This window comes from Rhodoferax ferrireducens (assembly GCF_003347515.1).
Taxonomy (GTDB): Bacteria; Pseudomonadota; Gammaproteobacteria; order Burkholderiales; family Burkholderiaceae_C; genus Rhodoferax.
In genome coordinates, this window is the sequence record NZ_QEII01000187.1 from 1 (window position 1) to 6,435 (window position 6,435).

Sequence of the window (6,435 nt, forward strand, 5' to 3'; positions counted from 1 at the left end):
TGCAGTCCCACTTCGTGTGATTTAGGCTCTCAATCTTGTCCATCCAGTTTTTTCCTTTCGTTTGCTTGGCGGCTCACGATTGGAAGTTTCTGCGATGGACACCTACTTATACGTCAAACTTCTACTGATAACGGCACGTTTTTCCCTTTGTTTTCAATGACTTGCAAATATTTCCAGGCGCTGGCACAGCATCTGGCACGGCCTATGCAATATCTCCTTCGAGCCAACTTCATGCTCATCCCACCCAACCACTTAAGGAGTTAACCATGAAATCCAATCTGATGATTCAAGACCTGTCCACCCGCAAGGAACTCGACCGCGCTGCGATGTCGTCTGTCCGTGGCGGCCATGCCATCGCCGCTGTTGGCGGCAACTCGGCCAACGTTGTCGGTGGCGGCATTTTCAGCCCAACCACCGTCGCCCAGGTCGGCCCAGTCGTGACCAATGTCGATGCCAGTTCGCATCTCAAGCTCGACCTGCCAACTGCCTTTAACTTCGGCGGCCAGCAACTGGTGTTTTAAGCGGTCCGGGCGCCGCGCGGGCTGGGGACTTGGGTCCCGCCCGGCGGCTTTACGCTGCACAAGAGCCGGATGCGGCCAGAATCCAATTTTTCAGATTGAACAACCGGTCTCGGGAATTCGGGTCGATGACAGGCCGCTTTGGGGCGACTGCGCCCAATGGCCGTTCACAGGCCGGGCCGTTCTCCCCGCTCAGCGGGACGCCGAAGGTCCGACTATCATGTTCATCAGTGAAATGCAGAAGGAACGTTCAGGGATGAGACTCGCAACTGGAATTATCGTATTGGCAGCCGCGCTGGGGGCGGTGAAGATCTGGACCTCCGGCGCAATTGGCAATTGGCAATTGGCAATTGGCGATTGGATTTCAACTGGAATCATGGCGGGCACAGGACTCGGCGTTGTCGTTGTCGCTTGGGTTGTAGGGATATGGTTGCGCAATCGCCAGCGCAGGCGGTTGATGGATACGCGAGATTCGGCACTTTGGTGAAACGTCACTCAGAGATTGGCCAATCACCATCGTTTACCCGGACGACGGCCGGTCCGGACGCGCTGTCAAATACGCAGAACTGTTTACAAAGAATTCCTTAAGCAAGTCCATGAAACCTATCGATAGGCACTATCACCAGCTCGACACCATTCTGGTCTTGACAGCACCCGATGCCACCCAGGAAGAGATCATTCGTGGCATTGCGGCCGTGTGGGATATGTTTAACGCGATAGACGTTCATCCCTTCGCTGCCGCCCAGGCTGCTTATGAACAGGAAAATTTCGCTGAGACTCACGGCTTGGAAGAGGACGAGAACAACCGCCCTCTCACGGAAGAGGAATTGCAATGGGCCGACCACTGGCGTAGCGCCGGCGACGTGGCCATGAAAGCGTGCGGTCGAAAATACAATGATTTGGCGCCAGAAGAAAACTGGACCGTTGAGCTGGATTGGTCGTACCGGCCTCAATTCTTAGGGCATCTCTGCGGGCTGTATGACGACTGCGGAAATGAAACATTGGAAAAACAATGACAGTCTCTGAACTCATCCAAATTTTGCAGACCCAAGCCCCGGAGGCTGAGGTGGTTGTGCCCACTTATAACGACCGCTCGGACATCAGCAATGCCGTCGGCTTGAAGCTGGATGGCGAGCGCACAGTGAGTTTGCGCGCCGTACACATCAACGCAATTTTGTTCGACCGCAACCCAAGGGCAAAGCTTTACGAAATCGACAACGATGGCGAAGTCAAAGGCTTGGAAATCGGGTAAATAAGTGGCGCCTCTGATTGGAAACGCCGACCAGAAGTTATCCCCAAAGTGTGTTGTCTACGTTGGGGATAAGTGCCCGAACAACTGCCGAATTCTACGCCAGCTATGAGCATGCGGTGGGTGCTTAAAAACAAGGCAGCAAGTACGAAACGAAACCTTTCAAGAAAGACGAAGGCATGACCAGACCAATGTACGAAGCCCTTGATGCACAGGGACTACCCAATCTTCGGCCCGCGCTCACAGTTGGCGAACTCCCGACAGCAGAAGAACGCCAGGCGGCATTGGTGGAGGCCACGCCCGTCATCGCTGACAAGATTGGCATGCCACCAGTTGGGGTATTAAAGCTCGCGTTGCCAGTGTTTAGCGCGTTCGAAGGCATGACACGCGCAAAGGCGAAACACCACCCGGACGCGAAACTTTTGCTGACTCAGGGCTGTGATGTCCCGCTGGACTTCTGCCCATCATTTAATTGAAACAATGCAAAGTCATACGTTTGGAAGCGTTTTTATGCGGCGCGAATCGTTTTTATGCAAAACCGACCGGTCAATCGTCCGCATGTAAGCGCGCGCTTCAGTCTCTATGTTTAGCCTAGCTCATTTTCATGGCCCCGTTTTCACGCGCAGAAAGACTCGACCGTCAGCCTTCGCCTGCCAAACCAGCCGGGTTCCCGGAACAGCACCGATGCTCCGCCGAATGGCCGCCGGGACCGTCGTTTGCCACTTTACTGAAATGGTTGATTCAAACTTCTTAGTTTGAGTATTCACGTGTACACCCCATATTCAATACGGGTGAGCAAGTCCTTAACAGTCCGAATGCCGGCCGCCGTCGTCAACAGATCCTCCGGCTTCTGGCAATCCAGCGCCAGCGCAGGCTGGGCTAACCAGTGTTCGGCCAACTCACGCGTCCCTAGCACGCGCATGGCTATGGCGGTCACTTCTGATCTTGCCTCCAGCCCGTCTGTCCGACTTGCGTCAAATGTCATCGTTTTGCGACTGGCTACGGGTGATCCGCTTGATGGCCCGGTGCTCCTGTTCGACGATGTTGTTGAGATACTTGTTCTGGCGCATCAGGATGTCGACGCAGGCGTCGGCTTTGACGCTTTCAATGGCGGCCGTGTTGGCGCCACTCTTGTCGATAATGATCTTCCCTGGCACGTCGTGCAGGTTGATGGCGCGCTCCAAGAACCGCCGGGCAGCAGCTAAATCGCGCTTGGCGGTGAGCGGAAAATCCACCGTATCTCCGGCAGATCGACGGCGCGGTAGAGATATTTACATTGGCCTGATGTCAACGAATAATAAAGTTATTGGTAGGGGTATCTAGTTCATCGGTATCTGAGTCCGGTGCAGGCACACCGACCGTTCTGGGCCTGCCTGGGCCATCATTTCTTTCGCTTGGCATGTTGCCTTTGCCAAATGCCCTGAAACCACCCTCTTCCTTGGGACGGAATATGACTTCTTTCTTGGTCAGGTACTTGACGGCCTCAAGAAGGTTTCTACGCTTGTCAACATCAGCAGCGTGAATCATTCCAATGCCCAAGCGTTTGTACCTATTTTTTTTGTCCATGTTGCAATTGAAGAAGACTCCTTTGCCCGCTGTGACCTGATTGTTCCAGTAATCACCAATTTTCGATGCAATGTACTCATCCTTCCAGGTCAGCGACCCATCGTAAAAAAGTACGACATGAAAATGAAGACCTTTTTCCTCCCCACACTCACGCCGCCATACATACCCCAGCAAGGGAGCAAAGAGCTTGTTGCTGCGCATGTTGTTAAAGAAGTGCTTCAAGTGCCCCTGCGCGTCACCCACTGAAAGTTTCGATGCATGCTCTTTCTTATATCCAAAATCCACGCGCATCGCCAGCAGTCGTGAGTGGCGTTTAAACAAGCGATCGATGTAGATCTTGGTACCCCGGAAGTTTCTGGTCGCGTTGTATACCCGCGAGTAGGCTTGGTCTTTAAACTTCTTACTCTTGCAGGTGGTGCGAATCCGAGCGATCAAGTCATTGAACAGCTCTGCTTCAATCTTACGGCGATGGGGAAGGGCGGACAGCGGCCTGCAAGTAAGTTGCTCGTGGTCAAGACCCATCACATTGCAAGCTTCAAAAAACACTTTCACGTTTTCGCTGAACTCGTAATTGGGCAGGTAGGCACCCATGAAGGCCTTGATGCCGGTGAAGTACTTGCTTAGCGCAAGTGGTTTGACGGTTGGCCTTTGACCGTCACAGTGAACGACAGTGAAACCCAATTCATTGCCTGAAGCAATCGCGCTCACAAACTCTTCGATTTGGATGCGTAGGTTTCCATAGTCAGCGCCCAAGACCGTGACGGTCTGTCCATCCTTTTCGAACTCAGACATGTTCGCGTCTGCGTCAATGCCGTTATACATGTCATACATCGAGATGTCGATGCTGTTGTCGTCGTCGTTGTCGTTTTTACTCATAGCTTGCTTTCCTGGAGATCACTGTAGATCTCTTCTTTAATAACATTAATTAACCAATATTCAGCACACTCGGAAGCGTGCGACTTGCCATCACTTTTTTCTGAAACCTGATTGCTGCGCTACACCTGAAAGTAATTTCGGGTATACAAAGTTAGGTATTTCTGTACAAAGTCTGCAGATCTATACAAAGTTTGCAGATTTCAGATAGAAATTTGAAATGGCATAGAAAAATGGTGTTCAGGAGGTCGGCAATTCCGCCATCACTCCTTGACCATTCGGCTTTGGACTGCGGGGTTGGCTGAGCAACACCATCGCAGTGTCTGGTCTAAAAGTTGCCGAAGTTCCAGTCGATTTTTTCCAGCTCAATCTGGTATTGATCGATGAGTGGGTTATCGTCCGAGCCGTCATCAACGTAGTCGTTCAAAACCGACTTAATGATTTTGAATATGGCATCCTGCTTATCGTCATCAGAGTCATAAGTTGTGCTGTAGATTTGTTTTCTGCATTCTTGACTGCAGAAATGCAGAAGTGCCTCGTCTAACTGGCGTTCGGTTCCTTGGTTGACCGGAGCAACTGAAGCAACTGAAGCAAGTGGATCAACTGTTGCAACTGAAGCTGTTGGTGCAAACGGATGAATTGACGATGGCAAGATTGTGGAGTCTTGCGGAACCCCCATCCTTGCCGGAGCGTATGAGGCAACCCCAAATGGGCTTGCCTCATTGCCAATGGAAATTTGGCCATTTGTTGCTTCTGGCAGGAACCAAAAGTTGGGTGGATTCGCCTGACCGGAATCACGCTGTTTTTGTGAGCGGATTCCGAGGACGGCCTTCGCCCTTTTGATGGCCGACATGGGGACACATGCCGCCTGGGCCAGCTGTTCAATCGCAGTAAATGACAAGCCACCACCGGCGAGATGCTCCAGTAAAAAGCGCCCTGCCAGTTCTACAGCAGATGAGGACTCGGGCACACTACCCGTTTCGGCCCATCGAATGATGTCTTTCGCCGAGCCTTGCAATGGCGTCGTATTCCAGACAACCTTGGATGAGTGGAAGGTTTGACCTTGCGACTGAAAACTTGCTGATTGGATTTGATATTCAAAACCACCGTCATCGGGGCCAATGTTTGACTTGGCACGAACGAGGACGCAGCGGCCCGGCGCGTCATCTTCGGAACCAGACTGAACCTTGGTGGTGAAGAGAACAATCCGCGCTGCCGCACCGTAAGCCAGGCTGCCAGTGACACGATCGAGTGCCGCTTTGCCACTTGAGTTCTTATTGACGTGCGTGATTCCCAAGATGGCGCACCGGTACTTTTCCCCGAGTTCGATGAGTGGCGCCAGTGCTTTCCTTACGTCGGAGTTTTTGTTGGAGTCCCCAGCAACGATTTGCACAATGGAGTCAATGACTATCATGATGACGCCACCGATCTCTTCAATTTTGTTGATGAGTTTTTGAAGGTCAGACATGAAGTCAAAGCCCCGGGAACGGCCATGCTCAACTGTGCCACGGATGATGTGGACATTGTTCAGGTTGGCCCCGGCGGCAATCAGGCGTGGAATTATGGTGTCTTCGATGCCGTCTTCACCCGACCAAATGATCACGTTCCCGCCGGGGGTCTGAGAGTTATCGGGCCATAAACAGCGATCGAAACCGCCGTTTGAAATTGCCGCGACCAATTGCATTGCCAGTGTGGTCTTGCCTGTTCCCGGCGCACCTGCCAGGAGGTGAAATTTCCCGGCAGCGATCCAGCTCTTCCAGATCCAATTGATTTGCAGGGGCTGGATTTTTGCTGCAGGCACCAGATGGATGCCGTTTGCAAATGAGACTACCTGGGTCTGCAGCTTTGAAGACTTCCAATTTTGGCGATCAAGATTCATTTTTGGCACGTTTTCAGTATTAGTGTTGTTTGTGCTATGCGTCTTTACATCGAATGTTCCTGGACTGTTCTGGCGGCCGTTCCTCGGAAAAGAGGGTGGGGTAATAGCCATCATGTGTGCTGCTCCCCGGTCCTGGACTCGCTGAGGCTTGCGGTGATTCTGGATTCGATCCAGGATTCCAGTGCGCAGGAATCAAACCCCACTGAGTTTGCGCCAAGACGTATGTCCTGGTCAAGTTTTTTCGTACAGACCGATAGGTTGTTTGATTGCCGATTTCTGCTCGAAAGCATTGGGTGGCAAGTTGCCCAGTGTGGAGTGCAACCGCTGGCTGTTGTAGAAGCTGACGATGT

At 52.3% G+C, this 6,435-nt stretch carries 8 protein-coding genes and 1 pseudogene; 5 read left to right on the forward strand and 4 right to left on the reverse strand.

From position 1 onward, the window contains the following. The first annotated feature begins 266 nt into the window (after positions 1 to 266). The 5 genes from C5P05_RS01960 (at position 267) to C5P05_RS01980 (ending at position 2,243) form a co-directional block, all read left to right on the forward strand. Positions 267 to 521, forward strand: a complete 255-nt coding sequence (locus tag C5P05_RS01960; protein ID WP_114968218.1) for a hypothetical protein — start codon at positions 267 to 269, stop codon at positions 519 to 521. A gap of 217 nt (positions 522 to 738) precedes the next feature. Beyond that, entirely contained in the window at positions 739 to 1,005 is a 267-nt protein-coding gene (locus C5P05_RS01965; protein WP_114968219.1) for a hypothetical protein, read from the forward strand. Positions 1,006 to 1,114: 109 nt separating this feature from the next. Beyond that, entirely contained in the window at positions 1,115 to 1,534 is a 420-nt protein-coding gene (locus tag C5P05_RS01970) for a hypothetical protein (RefSeq protein WP_198674587.1), read from the forward strand. Next, entirely contained in the window at positions 1,531 to 1,770 is a 240-nt protein-coding gene (locus C5P05_RS01975; protein ID WP_114968220.1) for a hypothetical protein, read from the forward strand. The genes C5P05_RS01970 and C5P05_RS01975 overlap by 4 nt, the downstream gene beginning before the upstream one ends. Before the next feature lie 188 nt (positions 1,771 to 1,958). Continuing rightward, positions 1,959 to 2,243: a hypothetical protein gene (locus tag C5P05_RS01980; RefSeq protein WP_114968221.1), complete on the forward strand. Its 285-nt coding sequence runs from the start codon at positions 1,959 to 1,961 to the stop codon at positions 2,241 to 2,243. A gap of 287 nt (positions 2,244 to 2,530) precedes the next feature. Here the strand turns inward: C5P05_RS01980 and C5P05_RS01985 are convergent, their stop codons facing one another. The 4 genes and pseudogenes from C5P05_RS01985 to C5P05_RS02000 all read right to left on the reverse strand — a co-directional run bounded on the left by C5P05_RS01985 (position 2,531) and on the right by C5P05_RS02000 (position 6,199). Continuing rightward, the gene (locus tag C5P05_RS01985) at positions 2,531 to 2,704 is read right to left on the reverse strand and encodes an antitoxin Xre/MbcA/ParS toxin-binding domain-containing protein (RefSeq protein ID WP_198674588.1); all 174 of its coding nucleotides are present in this window, start codon (positions 2,702 to 2,704) and stop codon (positions 2,531 to 2,533) included. 64 nt (positions 2,705 to 2,768) lie between these two features. Further along, a pseudogene (locus tag C5P05_RS01990) lies at positions 2,769 to 3,064 on the reverse strand (DDE-type integrase/transposase/recombinase); the annotation flags it as partial. Beyond that, a complete protein-coding gene (locus C5P05_RS01995) occupies positions 3,055 to 4,209 on the reverse strand; it encodes a YagK/YfjJ domain-containing protein (protein WP_114968223.1) in 1,155 nt (384 codons plus the stop codon). The gene C5P05_RS01995 and the pseudogene C5P05_RS01990, both read right to left, overlap by 10 nt. A gap of 325 nt (positions 4,210 to 4,534) precedes the next feature. Then, on the reverse strand, positions 4,535 to 6,199 hold the full coding sequence (locus C5P05_RS02000; RefSeq protein WP_114968224.1) for an AAA family ATPase: 1,665 nt from the start codon (positions 6,197 to 6,199) through the stop codon (positions 4,535 to 4,537). Positions 6,200 to 6,435 lie beyond the last annotated feature (236 nt).

Bases quoted from the DNA above. Each gene is read 5' to 3' on its own strand.
- C5P05_RS01960 (WP_114968218.1), top strand. From the start codon at position 267: ATGAAATCCAATCTGATGATTCAAGACCTGTCCACCCGCAAGGAACTC.
- C5P05_RS01965 (WP_114968219.1), top strand. From the start codon at position 739: ATGTTCATCAGTGAAATGCAGAAGGAACGTTCAGGGATGAGACTCGCA.
- C5P05_RS01970 (WP_198674587.1), top strand. From the start codon at position 1,115: ATGAAACCTATCGATAGGCACTATCACCAGCTCGACACCATTCTGGTC.
- C5P05_RS01975 (WP_114968220.1), top strand. From the start codon at position 1,531: ATGACAGTCTCTGAACTCATCCAAATTTTGCAGACCCAAGCCCCGGAG.
- C5P05_RS01980 (WP_114968221.1), top strand. From the start codon at position 1,959: ATGTACGAAGCCCTTGATGCACAGGGACTACCCAATCTTCGGCCCGCG.
- C5P05_RS01995 (WP_114968223.1), bottom strand. From the start codon at position 4,209: ATGAGTAAAAACGACAACGACGACGACAACAGCATCGACATCTCGATG.
- C5P05_RS02000 (WP_114968224.1), bottom strand. From the start codon at position 6,199: ATGATGGCTATTACCCCACCCTCTTTTCCGAGGAACGGCCGCCAGAAC.